The sequence below is a fragment of the Pseudomonas hormoni genome (assembly GCF_018502625.1).
In the GTDB taxonomy this organism is placed as follows: Bacteria; Pseudomonadota; Gammaproteobacteria; order Pseudomonadales; family Pseudomonadaceae; genus Aquipseudomonas; species Aquipseudomonas hormoni.
The window spans coordinates 4,324,787-4,347,505 of sequence record NZ_CP075566.1 but is presented as its reverse complement, the minus strand read 5'-3'; the positions used below and the strand labels follow the sequence as shown (position 1 = coordinate 4,347,505).

25 protein-coding genes, 1 tRNA gene and 1 pseudogene are annotated in these 22,719 nt (G+C 54.5%); 23 read left to right on the top strand and 4 right to left on the bottom strand.

All coding sequences use genetic code 11. From position 1 onward, the window contains the following. The first annotated feature begins 570 nt into the window (after window positions 1-570). Together KJF94_RS20290 and KJF94_RS20285 are read left to right on the top strand one after the other, a co-directional pair. The gene (locus KJF94_RS20290) at window positions 571-996 is read left to right on the top strand and encodes an HIT domain-containing protein (RefSeq protein WP_214378239.1); all 426 of its coding nucleotides are present in this window, start codon (window positions 571-573) and stop codon (window positions 994-996) included. 3 nt (window positions 997-999) lie between these two features. Next, window positions 1,000-1,206, top strand: coding sequence for a SlyX family protein (locus KJF94_RS20285; RefSeq protein WP_008029236.1), 207 nt, complete (start codon window positions 1,000-1,002; stop codon window positions 1,204-1,206). Window positions 1,207-1,291: 85 nt separating this feature from the next. Here KJF94_RS20285 and KJF94_RS30400 read toward each other — a convergent pair whose 3' ends face one another. Continuing rightward, entirely contained in the window at window positions 1,292-1,894 is a 603-nt protein-coding gene (locus tag KJF94_RS30400) for a cold-shock protein (protein WP_017340476.1), read from the bottom strand. A 309-nt stretch (window positions 1,895-2,203) separates the two neighbouring features. Here KJF94_RS30400 and KJF94_RS20275 point away from each other — a divergent pair, with 309 nt between their 5' ends. The 19 genes from KJF94_RS20275 to rffA all read left to right on the top strand — a co-directional run bounded on the left by KJF94_RS20275 (window position 2,204) and on the right by rffA (window position 17,533). Then, window positions 2,204-2,674, top strand: coding sequence for a Dps family protein (locus KJF94_RS20275; RefSeq protein WP_214378237.1), 471 nt, complete (start codon window positions 2,204-2,206; stop codon window positions 2,672-2,674). A gap of 256 nt (window positions 2,675-2,930) precedes the next feature. Further along, on the top strand, window positions 2,931-3,269 hold the full coding sequence (locus KJF94_RS20270; RefSeq protein WP_214378235.1) for a ribbon-helix-helix domain-containing protein: 339 nt from the start codon (window positions 2,931-2,933) through the stop codon (window positions 3,267-3,269). Window positions 3,270-3,405: 136 nt separating this feature from the next. Further along, window positions 3,406-3,627 (top strand): FmdB family zinc ribbon protein, encoded by a 222-nt coding sequence (locus KJF94_RS20265; RefSeq protein WP_010457489.1) that lies wholly within the window; start codon window positions 3,406-3,408, stop codon window positions 3,625-3,627. 91 nt (window positions 3,628-3,718) lie between these two features. Next, a complete protein-coding gene (gene aspS, locus KJF94_RS20260; RefSeq protein ID WP_214378233.1) occupies window positions 3,719-5,494 on the top strand; it encodes an aspartate--tRNA ligase in 1,776 nt (591 codons plus the stop codon). 120 nt (window positions 5,495-5,614) lie between these two features. After that, a complete protein-coding gene (locus tag KJF94_RS20255) occupies window positions 5,615-6,358 on the top strand; it encodes a YebC/PmpR family DNA-binding transcriptional regulator (RefSeq protein ID WP_214378231.1) in 744 nt (247 codons plus the stop codon). A 161-nt stretch (window positions 6,359-6,519) separates the two neighbouring features. Then, on the top strand, window positions 6,520-7,044 hold the full coding sequence (gene ruvC, locus KJF94_RS20250) for a crossover junction endodeoxyribonuclease RuvC (RefSeq protein WP_017340471.1): 525 nt from the start codon (window positions 6,520-6,522) through the stop codon (window positions 7,042-7,044). A 115-nt stretch (window positions 7,045-7,159) separates the two neighbouring features. Beyond that, window positions 7,160-7,777: a Holliday junction branch migration protein RuvA gene (gene ruvA, locus KJF94_RS20245; protein ID WP_017340470.1), complete on the top strand. Its 618-nt coding sequence runs from the start codon at window positions 7,160-7,162 to the stop codon at window positions 7,775-7,777. Then, window positions 7,778-8,839 (top strand): Holliday junction branch migration DNA helicase RuvB, encoded by a 1,062-nt coding sequence (ruvB, locus tag KJF94_RS20240; RefSeq protein ID WP_214378229.1) that lies wholly within the window; start codon window positions 7,778-7,780, stop codon window positions 8,837-8,839. It abuts the gene before it with no gap. Window positions 8,840-8,966: 127 nt separating this feature from the next. Continuing rightward, the gene (ybgC, locus tag KJF94_RS20235; protein ID WP_008027788.1) at window positions 8,967-9,434 is read left to right on the top strand and encodes a tol-pal system-associated acyl-CoA thioesterase; all 468 of its coding nucleotides are present in this window, start codon (window positions 8,967-8,969) and stop codon (window positions 9,432-9,434) included. Then, entirely contained in the window at window positions 9,424-10,119 is a 696-nt protein-coding gene (gene tolQ, locus KJF94_RS20230; RefSeq protein WP_017340467.1) for a protein TolQ, read from the top strand. The genes ybgC and tolQ overlap by 11 nt, the downstream gene beginning before the upstream one ends. Before the next feature lie 23 nt (window positions 10,120-10,142). Continuing rightward, complete coding sequence (tolR, locus tag KJF94_RS20225) at window positions 10,143-10,595, top strand: protein TolR (protein ID WP_162491085.1); 453 nt, start codon at window positions 10,143-10,145, stop codon at window positions 10,593-10,595. After that, a complete protein-coding gene (gene tolA / locus KJF94_RS20220; RefSeq protein ID WP_214378227.1) occupies window positions 10,595-11,674 on the top strand; it encodes a cell envelope integrity protein TolA in 1,080 nt (359 codons plus the stop codon). Before tolR ends, tolA begins: the two co-directional genes overlap by 1 nt. 17 nt (window positions 11,675-11,691) lie before the next feature. Beyond that, complete coding sequence (tolB, locus tag KJF94_RS20215) at window positions 11,692-12,972, top strand: Tol-Pal system beta propeller repeat protein TolB (protein WP_191623732.1); 1,281 nt, start codon at window positions 11,692-11,694, stop codon at window positions 12,970-12,972. Window positions 12,973-13,024: 52 nt separating this feature from the next. Continuing rightward, window positions 13,025-13,522, top strand: coding sequence for a peptidoglycan-associated lipoprotein Pal (gene pal, locus KJF94_RS20210; protein WP_003178634.1), 498 nt, complete (start codon window positions 13,025-13,027; stop codon window positions 13,520-13,522). 6 nt (window positions 13,523-13,528) lie between these two features. Beyond that, on the top strand, window positions 13,529-14,368 hold the full coding sequence (gene ybgF / locus KJF94_RS20205; RefSeq protein ID WP_214378225.1) for a tol-pal system protein YbgF: 840 nt from the start codon (window positions 13,529-13,531) through the stop codon (window positions 14,366-14,368). Between the two features lie 167 nt (window positions 14,369-14,535). Then, entirely contained in the window at window positions 14,536-15,183 is a 648-nt protein-coding gene (gene queE, locus KJF94_RS20200) for a 7-carboxy-7-deazaguanine synthase QueE (protein WP_090188884.1), read from the top strand. A gap of 1 nt (window position 15,184) precedes the next feature. After that, on the top strand, window positions 15,185-15,877 hold the full coding sequence (gene queC, locus KJF94_RS20195; protein WP_214378223.1) for a 7-cyano-7-deazaguanine synthase QueC: 693 nt from the start codon (window positions 15,185-15,187) through the stop codon (window positions 15,875-15,877). A gap of 63 nt (window positions 15,878-15,940) precedes the next feature. Beyond that, a tRNA-Lys gene (locus KJF94_RS20190) sits at window positions 15,941-16,016 on the top strand. A gap of 377 nt (window positions 16,017-16,393) precedes the next feature. Beyond that, on the top strand, window positions 16,394-17,533 hold the full coding sequence (gene rffA / locus KJF94_RS20185) for a dTDP-4-amino-4,6-dideoxygalactose transaminase (protein WP_214378221.1): 1,140 nt from the start codon (window positions 16,394-16,396) through the stop codon (window positions 17,531-17,533). Window positions 17,534-17,634: 101 nt separating this feature from the next. On the opposite strand, the pseudogene tnpC reads toward rffA, so the two are convergent. After that, a pseudogene (gene tnpC, locus KJF94_RS20180) lies at window positions 17,635-18,445 on the bottom strand (IS66 family transposase); the annotation flags it as partial. A 230-nt stretch (window positions 18,446-18,675) separates the two neighbouring features. On the opposite strand from tnpC, the gene KJF94_RS20175 reads away from it, so the two are divergent. Next, window positions 18,676-19,452: a class I SAM-dependent methyltransferase gene (locus KJF94_RS20175; RefSeq protein WP_214378219.1), complete on the top strand. Its 777-nt coding sequence runs from the start codon at window positions 18,676-18,678 to the stop codon at window positions 19,450-19,452. Between the two features lie 193 nt (window positions 19,453-19,645). On the opposite strand, the gene KJF94_RS20170 is transcribed toward KJF94_RS20175, so the two are convergent. Together KJF94_RS20170 and KJF94_RS20165 are read right to left on the bottom strand one after the other, a co-directional pair. After that, on the bottom strand, window positions 19,646-20,458 hold the full coding sequence (locus tag KJF94_RS20170; RefSeq protein ID WP_214378217.1) for a phytanoyl-CoA dioxygenase family protein: 813 nt from the start codon (window positions 20,456-20,458) through the stop codon (window positions 19,646-19,648). Beyond that, window positions 20,442-21,389, bottom strand: a complete 948-nt coding sequence (locus KJF94_RS20165; protein WP_214378215.1) for a glycosyltransferase family 2 protein — start codon at window positions 21,387-21,389, stop codon at window positions 20,442-20,444. The genes KJF94_RS20170 and KJF94_RS20165 overlap by 17 nt, the downstream gene beginning before the upstream one ends. Window positions 21,390-21,893: 504 nt before the next feature. Between KJF94_RS20165 and KJF94_RS20160 the strand changes: the two genes are divergently transcribed. After that, on the top strand, window positions 21,894-22,589 hold the full coding sequence (locus KJF94_RS20160; protein WP_214378213.1) for a WbqC family protein: 696 nt from the start codon (window positions 21,894-21,896) through the stop codon (window positions 22,587-22,589). Window positions 22,590-22,719: the final 130 nt, after the last annotated feature.

Genomic DNA, 22,719 nt, shown 5'->3' with positions numbered 1-22,719 from the left:
ACGCTTTGAAGGCGATGTGAGTGTGAATGCAACAAGCGTGCACAAATCAGCAATTCGCTGTTTTTTTTTCTGAACGCCTGCCTGTTACCGTAAAAACCTCATAAAACCGGGGGTTACAAGCACCTTTTGATGGGGCTTGACGCCATGGTTTGCATCGTGTTGCACCTCCCTGGCCGACTGCGTGACAACCAAAAACGTTACCGGTTCACCCCGTCAGTGAGTACTTGGCGGATGCCCGACGCACTGAGCGTAGACGCACTGTGCGGTTTTGGTGCAAAAAATCTTAATCACTGTACTGAATTCATACAGTGGTGCCTGTTGCGAAACGTGAACAGGCCTTGGTTTATTGGTCACTTCAGTGTTTTTTGCGTGGCTGGCGGTTCTGTAATGGTGCGCTCGCGCAAAAAATGTCTCATGTCGGAGCGCTCTGATGGGTGATGGCTGCGCTTCGACAGTCGTACGTCGTGAAGCCAGCGACGTTCGCAGGTATGCTGCCTTCCTGTCGCTTGGTGCGCCGTCTCTCGGGATGGGGGCTAAGCTGAAAATGATGAGTAGCCGGGAGTGCGCGCAGTGTTCGCTTTAGATCCACGACTTCAACAAGACACGTTACCGATCGGGGATTTCCCGCTCAGCCGGTTGCTGTTGTCCAATGATTCGAACTACCCGTGGTTCATCCTGGTACCGCGTCGCGACGATATCAGCGAGATATTTCAGTTGGATGTTGCCGATCAGCGGCAGCTGTGGCAGGAAACGACCGCGCTGGCGGAAATGCTCAAGGACTCGTTCGACGCGGACAAGTTGAATGTCGCGGCCCTGGGTAACGTTGTCAGTCAGTTGCATATGCATGTGATTGTGCGCAAACACGAGGATGCCGCCTGGCCCGCGCCGGTGTGGGGCAAGCACCCGGCCAAACCGTACACGGCGGAGCAGATCGCGGTCATTCGCGAGCGGCTGCGTCTGGTGTTGACCGAAGACTTCACGTTTCTGGAGGGTTGAATCATGAGCCTGGAAGAACGCGTTACCGATCTGGAGAGCCAGCTGGCGTTTCAGGATGACACCATCCAGGCATTGAGCGATGTGCTGGCGACGCAGCAGCGCGCAGTGGAGCGTCTGCAACTGCAAATGGCTGCCCTGCTCAAGCGGCAGGAGGAAATGGCCGGTCAGTTCGAAACCTTTGAAGAAGAAGCGCCACCGCCGCACTACTAGCTTTTGTTTCAAAGCCTTTTGTTAGACAAAAGGCAATAAAAAACCGCGAACAGCCAGGCTGCTCGCGGTTTTTTTTAGCCTTGAATCAGCGCCGCGGCAGCGCGGCGATCACGTCTTCGGCTTGCAGGCCCTTGTCACGATTCATGACGGAGAATTCCACGCGCTGGCCTTCGACCAGAACGCGATGGCCTTCGCCACGGATGGCCCGGAAATGCACGAAAATATCATCGCCGGAATCTCGGGAAATGAAGCCGAAGCCTTTGGAGGTGTTGAACCACTTTACGGTGCCGGTATCGCGGTTGCTCATGTCGTAGCTTGGCGAAGCGGTGGCCGGTGAGGATTTGTAGAAACTGATGGCCAGGTGCAGAAGAACGGCGATCAGGGCAGCCACCAGGCTGAACAGAACGGCAGGTTGACCGGCGATGACAGGCATCGGCGCGAGCAGCGTCAGCGTTTGCAGAACGACAGTCAGAACCAGCAGGGCGCTGACCAGGTTTTGCAGTTGATGACGCGGACCTTTGTTCCAGTATGGAATGACAGGTGCGAGGGTAAGGTTGAGCAGGCCGAAGAAGGCCAGGTACAGCGCATCGGGTTGTTGCAGGTAAGGAACAGCTTCGGATCGCAGGCTAGGGATGAAGGACAGCAGCAGGGCTGCTGCGCCCATTAGCAGGTGGACGATTTTCAACATTTTGATTAACTCACGTTAAGACGGATCGCAAGGAAGAGCTGATGGGGCGCGGTTCGCTTCAGAACTATAAGAGGCGTTGGGCACGCACCCGGTATCAGCCTATGCGCAGCGCCCCGAAAAAATAGGCGCCAGCGACACACTGTCTATTTAACAGCAAAGCTTGCAGCTACTCAAATCAGGGAGTCCAGCGGTGCATTGGGGGCGATTTGTCGCAGGTCTCGGGGGCAATCCGGGCTGCGGTTGCGCGACAGGCTTGCTAGAGTGGTCCTGCACCTGTCGGATGAAATTCATCACCTTTAGGGGAAAAACATGGCAATCGATATCGGTATCAGTGAAGAGGACCGCAAGTCCATCGTCGACGGACTTTCGCGTCTGCTGTCGGACACTTATGTACTTTATTTGAAAACCCATAACTTCCACTGGAATGTCACCGGTCCCATGTTTCGGACCTTGCACCTGATGTTCGAGGAGCAATATAACGAGTTGGCCCTGGCGGTCGATTCGATTGCCGAACGAATTCGTGCACTTGGCTTTCCTGCTCCGGGCGCCTATTCGATTTATGCGCGCCTTTCTTCCATCAAGGAAGAAGCGGGTGTGCCCAGTGCGGAAGACATGATCAAGCAACTGGTCGAAGGGCAGGAAGCTGTCACGCGGACTGCACGCGGGATCTTTCCCTTGCTCGACAAAGTCAGCGACGAGCCAACGGCGGACTTGCTGACCCAGCGCATGCAGGTTCACGAGAAAACCGCGTGGATGCTGCGTTCATTGCTGGACCAGTAACGCTGCCCGTGCGCGGATGACGCTACCCGGTGTTGTTCGCGCCCTGTTTTTCGAAGCCTGTTCGTTGAATGATCTTGCACCCGATCGTGTAGGACATTGTCCCGACTAGGACGGTCTCCATGATCCGCCTTCAGTTGTTGGCTTATCCTACGTCGATGGTCATAAAGTCATCTGGATATAACTTTGCGCCTGCGCTTTTATAAGACCCGCAACATGGCTCTTATAGAAACCAGGGATGGCAAAGGAGTGTCAACGGATGGTTTATGAAAGCAGGTTAAACGAGGGGAGGCTGGGTCCGTTCAAGGAAGTAAGGATCGATCCGTTTGTCAGTGAATTCGACATGGGACTGGCTCGGCCATTATCCCGCTCGGTACGTTTGAATGGCTTTGCCACCTGCTTGCGACTTGAACAGGTTTATTGGGATATCTTGAGGGAAATGGCAAGGATCAATTGCTGCTCGGTCAGTGCCCTGCTGTCCCATGTGGATCGCGAAGTGCATCTGCGGCACGGCGGGGTGAAGAACTTCAGCGGGTTGGTGCGGGTTGTCTGCGTTGTGCACAGCTTGAAGGAGGGGAGTTGCGTCGTCATGGCGTAGCCGTGGCGGCGGAATGCGTCGAGTGTCGGTCTGTGCAGTCTTACGGCTGCACAGGCTGCATTTAATGGATATAATCCCGCTCTTTGCCGCAAAACCCAGCGTGTGCGGTAGCAATCTGATCGCCGAGACAACCCCCATGCCGATGTACGACTATCAATGTGCTTCCTGTGGTCATCAGTTGGAAGCCATTCAAAAGATCAGCGCAGCACCGCTGGTCGACTGCCCTGCCTGCCAGGCGCCAGAGCTCAAGAAGATGCTGTCCATGCCGGGCTTCCGCCTCAGCGGCACCGGCTGGTACGAAACCGATTTCAAGACCGGTTCCAAGAAGAATCTGGCCGGCGGCGACAAAGCCGACTAGGGTCTGGAACCTGAGTTGAACGACACGTGCGAGCTCTTGCAGTGCAAGGCCTCCAACCGAATTTCGAATTACGAGAAGTGAAAACACGACCATGATGCGCAGCCATTATTGCGGCCAACTGAACGAAAGCCTGGAAGGCCAGGAAATTACCCTTTGCGGATGGGTTCACCGTCGCCGTGACCACGGTGGGGTGATTTTCCTCGATATCCGTGATCGTGACGGTCTGGCCCAGGTGGTGTTCGACCCGGACCGCGCCGAGAGCTTCGCCGCCGCCGACCGCGTGCGCAGCGAGTACGTCGTGAAGATCACCGGCAAGGTTCGCCTGCGTCCGGCCGGTGCCACGAACGCCAACATGGCCTCGGGCATGATCGAAGTCCTGGGCTACGAGCTGGAAGTGCTGAACGAGTCGGAAACCCCGCCGTTCCCACTGAACGAGTTCTCCGACGTCGGTGAAGAAACCCGCCTGCGTTATCGCTTCCTTGATCTGCGTCGCCCGGAAATGGCCGAGAAGCTGCGTCTGCGTTCGCGCATGACTACCAGCATCCGCCGCTACCTGGACGAAAACGGCTTCCTCGACGTCGAGACGCCGATCCTGACCCGTGCCACGCCTGAAGGCGCACGTGACTACCTGGTGCCGAGCCGTACTCACGCCGGTTCGTTCTTCGCCCTGCCGCAATCGCCGCAGCTGTTCAAGCAATTGCTGATGGTGGCCGGCTTCGACCGTTACTACCAGATCGCCAAATGCTTCCGCGACGAAGACCTGCGTGCCGACCGTCAGCCTGAATTCACCCAGATCGACATCGAAACCAGCTTCCTCGATGAAAAAGACATCATGGGCCTCACCGAAGGCATGATCCGCAACCTGTTCAAGGAAGTGCTGGACCTGGAATTCGGCGACTTCCCGCACATGACCTTCGAAGAAGCCATGCGTCGTTACGGTTCCGACAAGCCGGACCTGCGTAACCCGCTGGAACTGGTGGACGTTGCCGACCAGCTGAAAGAAGTCGACTTCAAGGTCTTCAGCGGTCCTGCCAACGATCCGAAATGCCGTGTTGCCGCCTTGCGCGTTCCTGGCGCGGCGAGCATGCCGCGCAAGCAGATCGACGACTACACCAAGTTCGTCGGCATCTACGGTGCGAAGGGCCTGGCGTACATCAAGGTCAACGAGCGCGCCAAAGGCGTTGAAGGTCTGCAGTCGCCAATCGTCAAGAACATCCCTGAAGCCAACCTCAACGTGATCCTCGATCGCGTGGGTGCGGTCGATGGCGACATCGTGTTCTTCGGCGCCGACAAGGCCAAGATCGTCAGCGAAGCCCTGGGCGCGTTGCGGATCAAGGTCGGCAACGACCTGGACCTGCTGACCTGCAAGTGGGCGCCAATGTGGGTCGTCGACTTCCCGATGTTCGAAGAGAACGACGACGGCAGCTTCACTGCCTTGCACCACCCGTTCACCGCGCCGAAATGCACCCCGGAAGAACTGGAAGCCAACCCGGCGACCGCGCTGTCCCGTGCCTACGACATGGTTCTGAACGGTACCGAGCTGGGTGGCGGTTCGATCCGTATCCACCGCAAGGAAATGCAGCAGACCGTATTCCGCCTGTTGGGTATCAATGAAGCGGAACAGGAAGAGAAATTCGGCTTCCTGCTCGACGCCCTGAAATACGGCGCGCCGCCGCACGGTGGCCTGGCCTTCGGTCTGGACCGTCTGGTGATGCTGATGACCGGCGCCCAGTCGATCCGTGAAGTGATCGCTTTCCCGAAAACCCAGAGCGCGGCTGACGTCATGACTCAGGCTCCGGGTGCTGTAGATGCCAAGGCATTGCGCGAACTGCACATTCGTCTGCGCGAAACGCCAAAGGCTGAGTAAGGCTGACCGCAAAGGCGCATCCTTCCCGGATGCGCCTTTTCTTTAGGTCGAGATTTTTGTATTGCTGGCTGGCGCATCGTGCACAGCGGGCAACGTTTCAAAGAGAATTCGGAGCGAGTTATGGCGGGTCATTCCAAGTGGGCGAACATCAAGCACCGCAAAGAACGTCAGGATGCCAAGAAGGGCAAGATTTTCACCAAGTGGATTCGTGAACTGACCGTTGCGGCCCGTCAGGGCGGCGGTGATCCGGGCTCCAACCCGCGTCTGCGTCTGGCCCTGGACAAGGCGCTGGGTGCGAACATGAGCCGCGACATCATCGATCGCGCGGTGGCCCGCGGTGCCGGTGCCGCCGACACCGACGACATGGTCGAACTGAGCTACGAAGGCTACGGCCCGGGTGGCGTGGCGGTGATGGTCGAGTGCATGACCGACAACCGTAACCGCACCGCAGCAGCTGTTCGCCATGCGTTCAGCAAGTGCGGGGGCAACCTGGGTACCGACGGTTCGGTGGCCTATCTGTTCGAGCGCAAGGGGCAGATTTCCTTCGCGCCGGGCGTTGATGAAGACGCCTTGATCGAAGCGGCCATGGAAGCCGACGCCGATGACGTGGTCACCCACGAAGACGGTTCCATCGACGTGTTCACCTCGTTCGCCGGTTTCTACTCTGTGCGTAACGCACTGGAAGCGGCCGGTTTCAAAGGTGATGATGCGGAAATCGTCATGCTGCCGACCACCAGCGCCGAACTGGACCTGGAAGGTGCCGAGAAAGTCCTCAAGCTGATCGACATGCTTGAAGATCTGGATGATGTGCAGAACGTCTATTCCAACGCCGACATCCCAGAGTCAGTCGCCGCACAGCTTTGACAGGCACGACTAAGATCTAATGTGGGAGCTGGCTTGCCTGCGATGGCGTCGTGTCAGGCTACATCATTGTTTGATGTGCCTACGCCATCGCAGGCAAGCCAGCTCCCACATTTGTTATTCGCTGTATTGAAAATGGTGCTCTTACCTTAACCGCAGGCGTTATGACTTTAATTCTTGGCATCGACCCCGGTTCGCGCATCACCGGTTACGGCGTGGTACGTGATACCGGGCGTGGCTGCGTGTACGTGGCGTCGGGCTGCATTCGCACCGGTTCCGGCGAACTGCATGAGCGGTTGCAAATCGTTTATCGCGGCGTGCGGGAAGTCATCCAGACCTACGGCCCGGTCACCATGGGTATCGAAAAGGTCTTCATGGCACGCAACGCCGACTCTGCGTTGAAACTCGGCCAGGCCCGCGGCGCGGCAATCGTTGCCGGTGCCGAAGAAAACCTGGAAATCGCTGAATACACCGCCACCCAGGTCAAGCAGGCCGTGACCGGGACCGGCGCAGCCAATAAAGAGCAGGTGCAGATGATGGTCATGCACATGCTGAAACTGATCAGCAAGCCGCAAATCGATGCCTCGGACGCCCTGGCGATTGCCATATGCCATGCTCACACCCGTTCCAGCCTGCTGCCACATGGCTTGGGCACGGCACGCAGTCGTGGCGGGCGCCTGCGTCTCTGATAGCATCAGCAGTCATTTTTTACGGAATGAGGGTTTTGCGCCTGTGTTGTCGGCGCAAAACCCTTGTTCTGTCAGTCGCCAGCACCGGTCTGGCCAACGCTCAAGGATCTGAAACGTGATTGGACGCTTGCGCGGCACACTGGCTGAGAAACAGCCGCCGCACCTGATTCTGGATGTAAACGGTCTGGGGTATGAGCTGGAAGTGCCCATGACCACGCTGTATCGCTTGCCGTCGGTCGGTGAACCGCTGACGCTGCACACCCATTTGGTCGTACGCGAAGACGCGCAGTTACTCTATGGTTTCGCCAGCAAGCGTGAGCGAGACTTTTTTCGTGAGTTGATCCGTCTCAATGGTGTGGGGCCGAAACTGGCGCTGGCCTTGATGTCGAGCCTGGAAGTCGATGAGCTGGTACGTTGCGTGCAATCCCAGGACACCTCGGCGCTGACCAAGGTGCCTGGCGTGGGCAAGAAAACGGCCGAGCGTTTGCTGGTGGAACTCAAGGATCGCTTCAAGGCCTGGGAAACCGTGCCGGCGATGTTTGCCCTGGTGCCAAACCAGCCGGGTGGGCCAGATGCGCCGCATCCGGTCGCGACCGCCGAAAATGATGCGGTCAGCGCGCTGATCTCCCTGGGCTACAAGCCGCAGGAAGCCAGCAAGGCGATTTCCGCGATCAAGGAGAAAGGTTTGAGCAGTGAAGACATGATTCGTCGTGCCCTGAAGGGAATGATCTAAGTGATTGAAGCTGATCGTCTGATAGCCGCCACGCCTGGCCCTCGCGACCGCGAGGAAGTCCAGGACCGGGCGATTCGTCCTGTCAGTCTGGCCGAATACATTGGTCAGCCGACCGTTCGCGAGCAAATGGAGCTGTTCATCCAGGCTGCCCGTGGGCGTAACGAATCCCTGGACCACACGCTGATCTTCGGCCCGCCTGGCCTGGGTAAAACCACCCTGGCCAACATCATCGCCCAGGAGATGGGCGTGTCGATCAAAAGCACCTCCGGCCCGGTCCTTGAGCGTCCCGGTGACCTGGCTGCACTGCTGACCAACCTTGAGCCTCACGACGTGCTGTTCATCGACGAAATCCATCGGCTGTCGCCGATTGTCGAAGAAGTGCTGTACCCGGCCATGGAAGATTTCCAGCTCGACATCATGATTGGCGAAGGGCCGGCTGCGCGTTCGATCAAACTGGATTTGCCGCCGTTCACGCTGGTGGGGGCGACCACCCGCGCCGGCATGCTGACCAATCCGTTGCGCGACCGTTTCGGGATCGTCCAGCGTCTCGAGTTTTACAGCACGGCTGATCTGGCAACGATTGTCAGCCGCTCGGCAACCATTCTCGGCTTGCCACTGGACCCGGAAGGCGCCTTCGAAATCGCTCGCCGTGCCCGTGGTACGCCGCGAATTGCCAACCGTTTGTTGCGTCGGGTGCGTGATTTCGCTGAAGTTCGCGCCAAGGGCCACATCACCAAGCCGATTGCCGATCTTGCCTTGAATCTGCTGGATGTCGATGAGCGTGGCTTCGACCACCAGGATCGACGTCTGCTGTTGACCATGATCGAGAAGTTCGACGGTGGACCGGTCGGCGTCGACAGTCTGGCCGCCGCGATCAGCGAGGAGCGACACACCATCGAAGACGTGCTGGAGCCGTACCTGATCCAGCAGGGCTACATCATGCGCACACCGCGGGGGCGAGTGGTCACTCGGCATGCCTATCTGCATTTTGGTTTAAATATTCCGTCACGATTGGGCGAGATGCCCGTGGTAGACGAGTTCCTCGATGCCGTGGACGATTAATTAACATTTGCGGGCAGAATTTTCGGGCATTGTGCTGTCCTAGGACCGTACTTTCGCGAGAAAGCCGTGAATCAATGAAAAACAGTTGCCTGGCCGGATTGGCAACCTGAGGAGTAAGCACTAGAGTATGCGCGCGCAAAACGGGCTTGAGCCGTTCGCACATCGTTGTCGCGTTTATTACGAGGACACCGATGCGGGCGGCATCGTGTATTACGTTAATTACCTCAAGTTTATGGAACGGGCTCGAACCGAGCGGCTCCGGGAGCTGGGCTTTGCCCAATCCCAGCTGGCAGGAGAGGACCTGTTGTTTGTCGTGCATTCCAGCGAAGCGCGTTATCACGCGCCGGCGCGACTGGACGACGAACTCCTGGTAAGCGCTGAAGTAATCGAATTGAACCGTGTCAGCCTGCGCTTCAAACAGCAGGTCAGGCGAGCCACGGATAATGCGCTGCTCTGCGAAGGGCAGTTTTTGGTGGCCTGTGTGCGCACTGAAAGTTTAAAACCCCGGGCCATTCCCGAAGCTCTACGTGCGGCCTTTGCCGACGTGAGCGGCGCGGGTACACACTCAAAGCAGGAGATAAAGCGTGGAAGCTAACGTCGTCGACCATTCCTCCATGTGGAGCCTGGTCAGCAATGCCAGTATCGTGGTGCAACTGGTAATGCTGATCCTGGTAGCCGCATCGGTGACCTCATGGATCATGATCTTTCAGCGCAGCAACTTGCTGCGCGCCGGTCGACGTGCCCTGGAGAGCTTTGAAGAGCGCTTCTGGTCGGGCATCGACCTGTCCAAGCTCTACCGTCAGGCCGGCAGCAACCCTGATCCGGATTCGGGCGTAGAGCAGATCTTCCGTGCCGGTTTCAAGGAATTCTCCCGTCTGCGCCAGCAGCCAGGCGTTGACCCGGAAGCGGTCATGGAAGGCGTTGCCCGTGCCATGCGCGTAGCCATTTCCCGCGAAGAAGAAAAGCTCGAGCAGAGCCTGCCGTTCCTCGCAACCGTCGGTTCCGTCAGCCCTTACATCGGTCTGTTCGGTACGGTCTGGGGCATCATGAACTCCTTCCGTGGTCTGGCGACTGCCCAGCAAGCGACCCTCGCCACTGTGGCTCCAGGTATCGCCGAGGCACTGATTGCCACCGCGATCGGTCTGTTCGCAGCCATCCCGGCCGTTATCGCTTACAACCGTTTTGCCGCTCGCAGCGAAACGCTGATCAGCCGTTACTACACCTTCGCCGATGAATTCCAGGCGATCCTGCACCGCAAAGTGCACACCAGCGAAGAATAAGCAGGTAATTTCCAATGGCTTTAATCGCTCGAGCTCGCAAAAAGCGCAAGCCGGTCGCCGAGATGAACGTGGTGCCTTACATCGACGTGATGCTGGTACTGCTGGTCATCTTCATGGTGACCGCGCCGATGCTCAATCAGGGCGTGAAAGTTGATCTGCCCAAGGTTTCCAGCGAAGCCTTGCCGCAGGACAACAACACCCAGGTCCTGACCATTTCGATCAAGGCTGACAAGACCTACTACTGGAACCTTGGCAGCGAAGTCGACACGCAAAAGCAGCAGGACAAGGCAATGACCTTGCCGCAAATGACTGACGCCGTGACCAAGATCATTCGCGCCGGTACTGAAGGCGGCAAGCGTACCCAGGTGTTCATCCGCGGCGACAAGACCGTTGATTACGGTTCCGTCATGGGCGCGATGGGCGGGTTGCAGAAAGCCGGAGTCGGTAACGTTGGCTTGATTACCGAGGCGCCCTGATGCAGCAACAGCGAGAGCCAACAGCCTCGGAAAGCTACTTCTGGCCTAGTGTCTGGGCGATTGTCTTGCACGTGCTGGTTTTCGGCATGCTGTTCGTCAGTTTTGCCTTCACACCGGAACTGCCGCCAGCCAAGCCGATTGTCCAGGCAACGCTGTACCAACTGAAGTCGAAAAGTCAGGCGACCACCCAGACCAATCAGAAGATTGCGGGTGAGGCGAAGAAATCCGCCGCGCGCCAGACCGAAGTCGAACAGATGGAGCAGAAGTTGATCGAGCAGGAAGCGATCAAAGCCGCGGAACAAAAGAAGGAAGACGCGGCTCAAAAAGCCGAAGAATCCAAGAAGGCCGACGAGACCAAGAAAGCGGAAGAGGCTAAAAAGGCTGATGAAGCCAAAAAAGCCGATGAAGCGAAAAAGACCGCCGAAGCCAAAAAGGCCGAAGAGAAACAATTGGCTGATATAGCCAAGAAGAAATCTGAAGAAGAAGCCAAGAAAGCGGCTGAAGAAGAGGCCAAGAAAGCGGCCGCGGAAGAAGCCAAGAAGAAGATCGTCGAAGACGCGAAGAAGAAAGCCGCGGAAGACGCCAAGAAGAAATCTGAAGCTGAAGAGGCGAAAAAGAAAGTCGCCGAAGATGCGAAGAAGAAAGCTGCTGCCGATGCTGCGAAGAAGAAATCGCAGGAAGCGGCACGTAAATCCGCCGAAGAGAAGAAGGCTCAGGCCTTGGCAGATTTGCTTTCCGACACGCCGCAGCGCCAGCAGGCCTTGGCGGATGAGCAGGGTGACGAAGTCGCCGGCAGTTTCGATGACCTGATTCGTGTGCGTGCAGCAGAGGGCTGGACTCGTCCACCTTCGGCACGTAAAGGCATGACGGTCGTGCTGCAAATCGGCATGTTGCCGGACGGTACGGTGACTTCGGTCAGCGTGTCCAAGTCCAGTGGCGATGCTCCTTTTGACGCTTCGGCTGTAGCGGCAGTCAAGAATATTGGACGTTTGGTAGAAATGCAGGGAATGAAGTCGAGTGATTTCGCTCCATATCGTTCATTCAAGATGACATTCACACCTGAGGATTTAGCCCAGTGAGAAACCTTCTTCGAGGAATGCTTGTCGTTATCTGCTGCATGGCAGGGATAGCGGCGGCAGATGAAAAAAACATTCTGGTTACCAGCGGCAGCGATCGGGCTACCCCGATCGCCGTTGTACCGTTCGGCAACCAGGGCGGTAGCGTGCTGCCGGACGACATGGCCGAAATCATCGGTAACGACCTGCGCAACTCGGGTTACTACTCGCCGATTCCAAAGCAGAACATGATCAGCCAGCCGAGCCAGGCCAGCGAAATCATCTACCGTGACTTCAAGGCGCTGGGTGCCCAGTACGTCATGGTCGGCAGCATTGCTCCGGCGGGCGGCCGCCTGCAGGTTCAATACGCTTTGTTCAACGTCGCCACCGAACAGCAAGTGCTGACCGGCAGCGTGTCGGGCAGCGTTGATCAACTGCGCGACATGTCGCACTACATTGCGGACCAGTCGTTCGAAAAACTCACCGGTATCAAAGGTGCGTTCTCGACTCGTCTGCTGTACGTGACTGCAGAGCGTTTCTCCGAGAAGAACACGCGCTACACGCTGCAACGTTCGGATTATGACGGTGCTCGCGCTGTAACCCTGCTGCAGTCGCGCGAGCCGATCCTGTCGCCGCGTTTCGCACCGGATGGCAAGCGCATCGCTTATGTGTCGTTCGAGCAGAAGCGTCCGCGTATTTTCATGCAGAACATCGACACCGGTCGCCGTGAGCAGATCACCAACTTCGAAGGCCTGAATGGCGCACCAGCCTGGTCGCCGGATGGCAATCGCCTGGCGTTCGTGCTGTCGAAAGACGGTAACCCGGACATTTACGTGATGAACCTGGGTTCGCGTCAGATCACTCGTGTCACCAACGGTCCCGGCATCAACACCGAACCGTTCTGGGGCAAGGATGGTTCGACCCTTTACTTCACTTCAGACCGTGGCGGCAAGCCACAGATCTACAAATCCAGCGTTAGCGGCGGCGGTGCGGAGCGTGTGACCTTTATCGGTAACTACAACGCCAACCCTAAACTTTCGGCTGATGAAAAGACCCTGGTGATGATTCACCGCCAGGATGGCTTCACTAATTTCAAGGTGGCGGCCCAGGATTTGCAGCGCGGAAGCGTAAAAATCCTCACTGATAGCACTCTGGACGAGTCGCCTACTGTTGCGCCCAACGGCACCATGGTAATCTACGCCACCCGCCAGCAGGGCCGGGGAGTCTTGATGCTCGTGTCCATTAATGGACGCGTAAGGCTCCCGCTTCCTACCGCACAAGGCGAAGTCAGAGAACCTTCCTGGTCCCCTTACCTGAACTGACGCGGCGCTACACGTTTTACTTAACACACTGGGGTTCATTAGGAGTTTCACGATGGAAATGCTGAAGTTTGGTAAATTTGCTGCGCTGGCTCTGGCCATGGCTGTAGCTGTAGGTTGCTCGTCCAAAGGCGGCGACAACGCCGGTGAAGGCGCTGTTGATCCAAACGCTGGTTACGGCGCTAACACTGGTGCTGTTGATGGCTCCCTGAGCGAAGAAGCTGCTCTGCGCGCAATCACCACCTTCTACTTCGAATACGACAGCTCGGACCTGAAGCCAGAAGCCATGCGCGCTCTGGACGTTCACGCCAAAGACCTGAAAGCAAACGGCGCTCGCGTTGTTCTGGAAGGCAACACCGACGAACGTGGTACTCGTGAGTACAACATGGCACTGGGCGAGCGTCGTGCGAAAGCCGTTCAACGCTACCTGGTACTGCAAGGTGTTTCCCCAGCTCAGCTGGAACTGGTTTCCTACGGCGAAGAGCGTCCAGTTGCTACCGGCAACGACGAGCAGTCCTGGGCTCAAAACCGTCGCGTCGAACTGCGTAAGTAATTCGTCATGCGAACGTGCCGTCGTGCTGTAACTGTTTTGGCTCTCAGCCTCGCACCGCTTGCGGTGTGGGCTGCGGTTCCTGTGGTCGATAACGACTCCGGCTATAACAATAGCGGGAGTACTTATCCGCCTGCGGGTTACGGTACGAACGGCGCCTATGCCGGGGGAGGGGTTTCGGCCCCTGTCTCGGCACAGGGCGAGCTGTTCAACCAACTGCAATCGATGCAGGAGCAGATCTCGCGCCAACAAGGCATCATCGAAGTTCTGCAAAATGATGTAGCGCGCATGAAACAGGAAAACCTGGAGCGATATCAGGATCTTGATCGGCGCATAGGAACCGGCGTTGCACCAGCCGCGACTCCTGAGAATTCTTCCACCGGAGGCGATTTGAACGCCCCCGGTGCAGCAGCTGGCGCAGGTGCAGGGGCGGCAGCCGCTCAAGCCCCGGCCGCGGGTAGCGAACCGGCGGATCCGGCGAAGGAAAAACTGTATTACGATGCAGCCTTCGACCTGATCAAGGCCAAGGATTTCGACAAGGCCAGCCAGGCTTTTGCCGCTTTCCTGCGCAAGTACCCGAACAGCCAGTACGCGGGCAACGCCCAGTACTGGTTGGGCGAAGTGAACCTGGCCAAAGGCGATCTGCAAGGTGCAGGTCAGGCATTTGCCAAGGTGTCGCAGCTGTATCCAAAGCACAACAAAGTGCCTGACTCGCTGTACAAGCTGGCTGATGTAGAACGCCGCCTCGGTCATCCCGACAAGGTCAAAGGCATTCTGCAGCAGGTAGTGTCCCAATATCCGGGCACTTCCGCCGCTCAGCTGGCCCAACGCGATCTGCAGCGCATGTAAGCCTGCTTGACCCGTTTCGAAGAAACCCGCGCTTGTCGCGGGTTTTTTCGTTAGAATTCACGCCCTTTTTATGAAACACGCTTTTTGGGATCTGCGCATTGGCGGGGGTTCCTTGAAGTGCCTGACGGAGGCGGACAGCCTGTTTAGCTGTTACGCCCGTGGCGACTATGCAAGACACATTGAGAATCACCGAAGTTTTTTACTCGTTGCAGGGTGAAACGCGGACTGCCGGGCTGCCCACTGTTTTTGTGCGCCTGACCGGTTGTCCACTGCGTTGCCAATACTGCGACAGCGCCTATGCGTTCACTGGCGGCACCGTCCGCACGCTCGACGATATCCTCGAGCAAGTGGCCGGTTTCCGCCCGCGTTATGTGTGTGTCACCGGCGGCGAGCCGCTGGCACAACCCAACGCCATCCCATTGCTCAAGCAGTTGTGCGACGCCGGTTACGAAGTGTCACTGGAAACAAGTGGTGCGCTTGATATCTCGGCGGTAGATTCACGGGTCAGTCGCGTTGTCGATCTGAAAACCCCGGGTTCGAAGGAAGCGCATCGCAACCGCTACGAGAACATCGAACTGCTCACGCCCAACGATCAGGTGAAATTTGTCATCTGTTCGCGGGAAGACTATGACTGGGCCGTATCGAAGCTGATTCAGTACGGTCTGGACCAGCGTGCCGGCGAAGTACTGTTCTCGCCAAGCCACCATGACCTGAATGCTCGGGATCTGGCGGATTGGGTGGTGGCGGACAACCTGCCAGTGCGCCTGCAATTGCAGCTGCATAAATATCTTTGGAATGACGAGCCGGGGCGCTGATATGACGGAACAACTGAACACTGCTGAAAAACGTGCGGTCATTTTGCTTTCCGGCGGCCTGGATTCGGCCACTGTCGTCGCCATGGCCCGTGCTGAAGGCTACAGCTGCTACACCATGAGTTTCGACTACGGTCAGCGGTCACATGCCGAATTGCACGCCGCTGAGCGTGTTGCCCGGGATTTGGGTGTAGTCGAACACAAGGTGATCGGTCTGAACCTGAACGGCATCGGTGGCTCGGCACTGACCGACGCCAGCATCGACGTGCCGGAGGAAGCAGGCGAAGGTATTCCGGTGACTTACGTGCCGGCGCGCAACACGGTGTTTCTGTCCCTCGCGCTGGGTTGGGCCGAAGTGCTGGGCGCGCGTGACATCTTCATCGGCGTGAACGCCGTCGATTACTCCGGTTACCCGGATTGTCGTCCCGAGTTCATCGAGTCCTTCGAGCGCATGGCCAACCTGGCGACCAAGGCCGGTGTAGAAGGCAATGGTTTCCGCATCCAGGCGCCGCTGCAAAACATGAGCAAGGCGCAGATCGTCCAGGCGGGCGTGAAGCTGGGTGTCAATTACGGGCTGACCGTTTCCTGCTATCAAGCCGACGATAATGGCCGTGCATGCGGCAAATGCGACAGCTGCAGACTGCGTGCTGAAGGCTTCGCAGCGGCCGGAATCGGCGACCCAACACCTTATTTTTGATTTATTTCAAATTAGGTGTTGAATAGTCCTTAAAAATCAGTATTATACGCGCCACCACACAGCGGGTCGTTAGCTCAGTTGGTAGAGCAGTTGGCTTTTAACCAATTGGTCGTAGGTTCGAATCCCACACGACCCACCATTTTTGTAGCAGTTTTAAAAGTCTGGAAGGCCCACGCAAGTGAGGATTTCCGGATTTTTTTTTGCCCGCGAAAAAATCCTGCGCGATCCAGGCGTAGGTACGTAGCTTGCAATCAGCATCGCATTTGTTCAATTCCGCGTTCGGACGCGATTGGCCATGGTAGGGCCGGTTTCGATGTGCATATTCAGTATTTCATGCCCATCTGACATACTGTCGTAAAGTGGAAGTGGCACAGGATATAAAAAGTTGAAAACTCGGATCGGTGCCTCTCCAGCGGTCGTGTAGTCGATAGAGGTATCAATTTTTTAGCCATGGTTTTCAGTGCGACTCCGAAAACCTACTGAGCCATCGCCATAACTTACCCAGTCGGAGCATGCATGAGCACTGAGAAAATACATTTCAATCGTCCATACATGACAGGTAAAGAGCTGTATTACATCGCAGAGGCAAAGTTTGGAAATATGCTGGCTGGAGATGGTTCTTTCACCAAACGCTGTCATCAATGGATTGAACAAAGCACAGGTTGTAATACGGCGCTCCTTACACACTCCTGCACGGCCGCGCTTGAAATGGCCGCGTTATTGCTGGATATTCAGCCTGGCGATGAAGTGATTCTGCCTTCATATACCTTTGTTTCAACCGCCAATGCCTTTGTGTTGCGTGGGGCTATTCCTGTATTCGTGGATATTCGTACAGATACATTGAACCTAGATGAAAAGCTGATTGAGGCTGCCATTACTCCACGTACCAAGGCCATTGTTCCGGTTCATTATGCTGGGGTGTCCTGTGAGATGGACACGATTATGCATATCGCACGTAATCATGGTTTAAAGGTGGTAGAAGATGCTGCTCAGGGGGTGATGTCCAGCTATAAGGGGCGTGCGCTCGGGAGTATTGGCGATATCGGTGCATTCAGCTTTCATGAAACTAAGAATGTCATATCAGGCGAGGGGGGAGCGCTTCTAGTAAATGATCCGCAACTTTCTTTGCGCGCTGAAATCATCCGTGAAAAAGGTACGGATCGAAGTCGTTTCTTTAGAGGCCAGGTAGATAAGTACACTTGGCAAGAAGTCGGTTCTTCATTTTTGCCTGGGGAGTTGATCGCGGCATTTCTATGGGCGCAACTGGAAGAGGCCAGTAGCATCACTGATAAACGCTTGACCATTTGGGACTATTACCATGCCGCTCTTGCCCCTTTGGAAGAAAAGGGGCTATTGCGTCGGCCGTTTGTGCCTGATGATTGTCAGCATAATGCGCACATGTACTATGTGTTACTGGCTCCAGGAGTTGATCGCCAATCTGTGCTGGAAGGATTGAAGCGTAATAATATATCGGCGGTATTTCATTACGTTCCTCTTCATTCGTCGCCGGGTGGTCAACGCTATGGAAGAGTTCATGGTTCGATGGAAGTTACCGATACGCTTTCTGAGTGCTTATTGCGGCTGCCTCTTTGGGTCGGTCTGACGGCGGAACAGCAAGATCAAGTCGTGGATGTTTTGGCTCGGGCTATTGGTTGATTGGTGTTTTTATCGGAAAAAACTGCACTGTAGTTTGTTGGTGTAAGGGGCGGTTCATGGTGCTTATGCCAATAATGAGGGTGCAGTGAGGCAATATTTTGGCCGCGATAGCCATTAAGCAGGCGCGTCGGCACCTCCTGCGCCCGGCTGGTGGAGTAGTCGAAAAGGATCACAGGTTTTTCGGGGGGGGGGCGGTTTGCACCCACATCCAGGACTGACTGCTTGGCTCCCGATCAGGCTCTTTCAACACCTGCACGCGGGTTTCATCGCAGTGGATGATGCGGCTTTCCAGCAACTGGTCGCGCATTAAATTCAGCAGCGGCTGCGAGTGTTCGCCGCACTGGATAACCCAGTGGGCCAAGGTCTGACGCGGGATATCGATGCCATGGTGGCCCAGTACTTTTTCGAAACGATGAAGCAGTAAACCGTCCACGTATTTGGTGGTCAGCAGCATCGCCAGCACGCTTGGGCTGGCCATTCTTTTTTCAATCAACTGAGCGGGCTTGTCCGCAGTGACCGGTGCCGTTTCACAGGCACGGCAACTGTAGATCTTACGAGCGTGTTTGATCACACGGATTTGCATCGGCACGATTTCAAGTTGCTCGCTGACCTCCTCGCCGATGGCGTGTTTGCGGCAGCCGCAGGCACAGGTCAGTTCATGCTCGGGCAGTTCGTGATGACTTCGATGCGAGGGAGATCGGCCGGCAGCGGCTCGCGCTTGCCACGCCGTTGGGGCGGCGCAACAACTTCTTCTTCAGAGGCGTCATCGATGGGCTCTACGACGCTTTCCGCCTCATTGAACAGGGCCGACTGCGGCGTTGCCGGATCAGCCGTTTGCTCGGACTTGCGTCCAAACAGGCGTTGATGCAGCAGTGCGTTTTCTTCTTCGAGAAAACCGACTCTGGACTGCATCTTCGCAGAGATAGACTTTTTCGACTTTGGCATCGGCTCGCATCATGGTGGGCTGGCTCCTGAGGGAATCGGGAGCAAAGCATCCGGGATCAGCTAAGCGCTTTGAATGTGGAGTTCATGGAGCGCTTACGTATAATCCGGGCATGACTTTCGTGCCCGACGCTGATCGGGCATAGACGATTGAGGTCTGGAGCTGCCAGAATTACGAACACGGAAAAAATGAGACAAAAATGAACGTTCTTCCCCCCGGTACTATTTTGCAGCTCATGTATTTGAAGGATCGTCTCAGGCAGCTTGAGCCGGGGACATTCGTTGAAATCGGTGCTGGGGCGGGGAATATCTCCGCATTGCTTTTGTCCATGGGTTGGACTGGCAAGGCTTATGATCTTGAGTCAAGTACTGTGTCTGCCTTAAGAAGCAGGTTCTCCGTCGAAATTCAAAACGGCCAGTACCAGGCTGTTAACGAAGACTGGCTCAGCTCTGATACTGTAGGAGCTTACGATCTGGTTATCTCGTGTATGGTGATGGAGCATTTTGATGACAAGGGTGAGCGGGCATTTATCCAGCGAGGCAAGGATAGTCTAAATGAAAATGGAGTAATGATAACTATCGTTCCTGGGTCTTTGAAGCACTGGGGGATAGAGGATGAGATAGCGGGTCATTATCGACGGTATACGAAAGAAGCTGTATCAAAGACTCTCGCAGATGAGGGGATGAACGTAGTTCATACTGCTGGTCTCACGTTTCCGGTTTCCAATATCCTTTACCCTTTGTCTAATTATTTAGTGAGGCGCAGCGAGGCCAAGAAGCTGTCGTTGTCTATGGTCGAGCGAACGAAGCAATCAGGAATACGGAATGTTGGAATGAAAACAACTTTTCCCAAAGCGCTTGGATTGCTACTTAATCAGCGAGTCCTTTATCCACTCCATATACTTCAGAAAATATTCAGCGGGTCAAGCAGTGCTATGGTGCTTTACTGCGAAGCTCGACCAGAATCCCGTAGGTAGATTCTTAAATTGCTACCCTCTGGCATGTCTCTGGAGATTGCTAATAACGAGCGTTCTCTGTTGTGTGATTAAGCGGGTGTATTCACATTGAGTCTTGGTCTATCCTTTCTGCGGAGTATTTTTGTTTTAGGGTTTTTGAAGAGATTCTAATGTTTTGGTCATTTGTAGTTTCTTTTTTGTAAGTTGGCTGGTTCTATCGAGTTGAAAAATAATCAGTCACAGATTTTGGTTCGGTATAGTTGAAACCTAATATTTGCTTTTCTATGTCGTCAAGGTTTTCTGGGTTTAAGTTTGCTGGGATGTTAATTTGTTGTTTGAAATATGGAATTGTAAATACGTGATTGATAGCGCGTCGCTCTATGGGCGTGGAGTTAAAGCCGCCGGAATGAAATGTCATGCAGTCCAGTATGATGAATGATCCTGCTTTTGCTGATATCTGAATCGCATTATTTTTAATGTAGCTTGGAGATGGAAATTCCTCTGACTTGTGTGATGCAGGCAATACGTAGGTGGCTCCATTGCTCGTGGTGAAATCGTCGATGCAAAACAGTGCGTTGATAGCTAGTGGCGAGCTCGAAACAAAATGTTGGTACGGTAAGTCCCGGTGCCATGCTCCTTGATTGTAGTCTTTGTTGGGGGGGTTAATTAGGCAGTTCTGTTGATTGAGTATAAATTTACCTTTGATGAGTCGGCCTACAATGGTCATTAGATCTCTGTTTAGTGCAAGGCCAAGAAAGGCACTATCACCATAGAACATTGGCGCTCGAATGGTGTGGTATTCGTCAAGCTTCTTAAGGAATTCAGCTCCAAACGTGTCTATGTAAAGTTCGCGTGTTTTTTGGAAGCTGACGCGTAGCCCGTCCAACTGCTCTTCTGAAAGTCCTGCCTCAAAAATAGCATATCCGACATTTTGTACTTGCTCTACAACCTCGTCAGCGTGTGTCGTTGTAACGACCCTCTCCAGTATTCCATAGGCCGACTGCGGAGGATTATTTTTGGTGGTCATCGTTAATGCCTTTTGTGCTATAAACTTGACGAATGATTGTATAGGGTCTTTGTTTGATTTCGATAAAAATTTTTGATATGTAAATTCCTTGAATGCCAATAAAGAAAATTATTAGTCCGGAGAACAGCCAGATGGAGCACACAATGGAGGTGTATCCGCTGGGTATTGTGGAAACTATTAGGTATTTCAAGGTTAGTAAAGAAATAAATGCAATTGCGGTTGTGGATATAATGAGTCCAGAGTAAAACGTAAAAACCAGTGGCAAACTGCTGAAAGAGGTTACTGCGTTGACCAAGTGGCTTATTTTTTTTCCGAGAGAATAAGTGGTAGGGCTGGTTGAATGTTTTTTTATTTCCAGTGGGGTCTGTTTAAAGCCAGTAATAACCCATAAGCCACCGATGTTCAGTTCTCTTTCTTTATGTAAGAGAAGGGCATTCACATATCGTCTGGACATCAGGCGGGCTGTTACAATGTTGTCTGGTTGTTCAATTCCAGTTAGTGCGCGGAAAAGCCGGTAAAAAAGTGAGCCCGAAAACTGCTCGCAGAATCCGCCTTTACGCTTGGCTTGGACTCCATAGACAACATCGCAATCCTCGTCAGTCAAGACTGCTTGAAATTTTGAAAGCCACTCAGGCTCTTCTTCGAGGTCGCTATCGATCAAGAAGACTTGGTCGCCCGTCGCGTACGCCAAGCCGGTCATCATGGCTTTGTGGTGCCCAAAATTGCGCGAGAGGTCCAGCACAACGAGGTGTTTGTCTTTGGCTGACAGATTGGCGGCTATTTCAAGGCTAGCATCGGGTGATCCGTCATTGACCAGGATGATTTCGTAATTATCACCTGCGTGCTTTTCGGCGACGCGCTTAGCGCGCTGGTAAAACTCCTCAACGTGAGGTGCTGACTGGTACAGCGTGGCGACGATAGAAAATTTCATTACTAAAGCGTCTCGATCGATAAATCGCACATCTTACCCTACCTGCATTTCTGCTCAAAAAAAATTGATTTGAGGCAATGGAATCTATGCAGAGGTTCAAGTGGCTTGATAATTATGTAGTGGTTAATGGACCGTTTGATACTGCGTCCAGAGTCATCACGAGTCAGGCGCTGATACGGGTGCTGGTACTAGGTGAGCATTTAGGTGCCAAATTTCGGCGTGGTTGCATTAGTAATTGCTCAGGACTTCCTGTGCTGCTGCGTGCAAGAGCCGGCGGGATCACGCTCACATTTTTGCATCGACACGCCACGTTTGAGAAAAAAACGAGCGTAAAGGGTGACGTTCCCCACCTCACAGATTAAGATGCCAGTTTCCTGGCAATTGGTGAAGTAGCGTGCTTAGATTTTTCAGGGGTTTCTCTATTTCTCAACGGTTAACGAATTGCATATTGGTTCCCGCCTTCGCGGTGTGGATAAAGAATAAGATTATCACTGGAGAAGAGGTTTGAAAAAAGTCGCCATTCTCCAATCCAACTATATTCCATGGAAAGGCTACTTCGACATGATTTCGTCAGTGGATGAATTCATCCTCTATGACGATATGCAATACACTCGGCGAGACTGGAGAAACCGTAACCAGATTAAAACTCCGCAAGGTGTTCAGTGGTTGACGGTTCCGGTGTTGGTAAAGGGAAAGTATCATCAGAAGATCCGAGAGACTGAGATTGACGGTGTAGACTGGGCTGCTGTTCACTGGAGATCATTGGTTCAAAATTATAGCCGGGCTCGCTATTTCTGTGAAATTGCTGAATGGTTAGAGCCACTATACCTCGGTCAGTCCTACACCCATCTATCACAACTCAATCGAGTTCTGATAGAAGCTGTTTGCAATTACCTTGGTATCCAGACTGTCATTACTAGTTCTTGGGACTATACGCTGCGTGAAGGAAAGACCGAGCGACTAGCTGATCTTTGCGCGCAGGCGGGTGGAACTGAATATATATCCGGACCCTCTGCTCGGGGGTACATCGAAGAAAATATATTCAATGATATGGGTATAAGTTTGAGTTGGTTCGACTATAGTGGGTATTCTGAGTATCCGCAGCTATGGGGTGAATTCGCTCATGGAGTTACCATTCTTGATGTGTTGTTCAATTGCGGTCATGACGCACATCGTTATATGAAGCACCTAAGGTTATGACCTTCGCCCACCCTGTTGGCTGCTTTTGCGGGGGGGGGGGGCGATAGGCGGTATGACTGTTAGTCGGAAGGTTTTTAACTGGTATTGGTATTTTGATATTAAGTCTGTTTCTTTCGGTGCTTTTTTATTC

Bases quoted from the DNA above. Each gene is read 5' to 3' on its own strand.
- KJF94_RS20285 (WP_008029236.1), top strand. From the start codon at position 1,000: ATGAGCCTGGAAGAACGCGTTACCGATCTGGAGAGCCAGCTGGCGTTT.
- KJF94_RS30400 (WP_017340476.1), bottom strand. From the start codon at position 1,894: ATGTTGAAAATCGTCCACCTGCTAATGGGCGCAGCAGCCCTGCTGCTG.
- KJF94_RS20275 (WP_214378237.1), top strand. From the start codon at position 2,204: ATGGCAATCGATATCGGTATCAGTGAAGAGGACCGCAAGTCCATCGTC.
- KJF94_RS20270 (WP_214378235.1), top strand. From the start codon at position 2,931: ATGGTTTATGAAAGCAGGTTAAACGAGGGGAGGCTGGGTCCGTTCAAG.
- KJF94_RS20265 (WP_010457489.1), top strand. From the start codon at position 3,406: ATGCCGATGTACGACTATCAATGTGCTTCCTGTGGTCATCAGTTGGAA.
- aspS (WP_214378233.1), top strand. From the start codon at position 3,719: ATGATGCGCAGCCATTATTGCGGCCAACTGAACGAAAGCCTGGAAGGC.
- KJF94_RS20255 (WP_214378231.1), top strand. From the start codon at position 5,615: ATGGCGGGTCATTCCAAGTGGGCGAACATCAAGCACCGCAAAGAACGT.
- ruvC (WP_017340471.1), top strand. From the start codon at position 6,520: ATGACTTTAATTCTTGGCATCGACCCCGGTTCGCGCATCACCGGTTAC.
- ybgC (WP_008027788.1), top strand. From the start codon at position 8,967: ATGCGCGCGCAAAACGGGCTTGAGCCGTTCGCACATCGTTGTCGCGTT.
- tolA (WP_214378227.1), top strand. From the start codon at position 10,595: ATGCAGCAACAGCGAGAGCCAACAGCCTCGGAAAGCTACTTCTGGCCT.
- tolB (WP_191623732.1), top strand. From the start codon at position 11,692: ATGCTTGTCGTTATCTGCTGCATGGCAGGGATAGCGGCGGCAGATGAA.
- pal (WP_003178634.1), top strand. From the start codon at position 13,025: ATGGAAATGCTGAAGTTTGGTAAATTTGCTGCGCTGGCTCTGGCCATG.
- ybgF (WP_214378225.1), top strand. From the start codon at position 13,529: ATGCGAACGTGCCGTCGTGCTGTAACTGTTTTGGCTCTCAGCCTCGCA.
- queE (WP_090188884.1), top strand. From the start codon at position 14,536: ATGCAAGACACATTGAGAATCACCGAAGTTTTTTACTCGTTGCAGGGT.
- queC (WP_214378223.1), top strand. From the start codon at position 15,185: ATGACGGAACAACTGAACACTGCTGAAAAACGTGCGGTCATTTTGCTT.
- rffA (WP_214378221.1), top strand. From the start codon at position 16,394: ATGAGCACTGAGAAAATACATTTCAATCGTCCATACATGACAGGTAAA.
- KJF94_RS20175 (WP_214378219.1), top strand. From the start codon at position 18,676: ATGAACGTTCTTCCCCCCGGTACTATTTTGCAGCTCATGTATTTGAAG.
- KJF94_RS20170 (WP_214378217.1), bottom strand. From the start codon at position 20,458: ATGACCACCAAAAATAATCCTCCGCAGTCGGCCTATGGAATACTGGAG.
- KJF94_RS20165 (WP_214378215.1), bottom strand. From the start codon at position 21,389: ATGAAATTTTCTATCGTCGCCACGCTGTACCAGTCAGCACCTCACGTT.